This is a genomic window from Ruegeria sp. CL3, assembly GCF_056536505.1.
This window is the reverse complement of the sequence record NZ_JBQFPT010000037.1, coordinates 1-575: the sequence shown is the minus strand read 5'-3', so window position 1 is coordinate 575 and position 575 is coordinate 1. Positions and strand designations below refer to the sequence as shown.

The window sequence follows — 575 nt, the reverse complement described above, 5'->3', positions numbered from 1 at the left end:
AGGTTCAGGCCTCATAGCCAATAGATAACGAGTGCTGCGAGGGCGATTGCTGACAGGAAGACCTTTGGGCACCTGTCGTAGCGGGTTGCCACAGGCCGCCAATCCTTCAACCTGCCGAACATGATCTCGATCCGGTTGCGCCGTTTGTAACGACGCGTGTTGTACTTAACCGGTTTCTTCCGCTGCTTCCGGCCAGGGATGCAGGCTCGTATCCCTTTGTCTTTCAAAGCTTCCCGGAACCAACCGGCGTCATAATCCACGATCCCCGAGCAGCCAATCGACATCCGGCAGGCCGCTCAGCAGTGCCCGCGCACCAATGTAATCGCTGACCTGACCGGCGGTGATGAACAGGCTGAGCGGACGTCCCCGGCTGTCGCAGATGGCATGCAACTTGGTGTTCATGCCGCCCTTGGTGCGACCCCTCTCGGCAGCATCCTCCGGATGCGCCTGCCGGGCAGTGAATCAGGCGTCCACGTCCCCTTTTTTGACACCCAAAGGCTTGCGTTACGGTGGGCCTTCAGGTCGGTGGCATCGACCATCACAGTCTTCTCTTCACCGTGTTCGGCAGCCAGACC

1 pseudogene is annotated in these 575 nt (G+C 59.7%); it reads right to left on the bottom strand.

From position 1 onward, the window contains the following. Positions 1-11: 11 nt before the first annotated feature. Positions 12-575: pseudogene (locus ACR0NO_RS22165) on the bottom strand (IS5 family transposase); the annotation flags it as partial.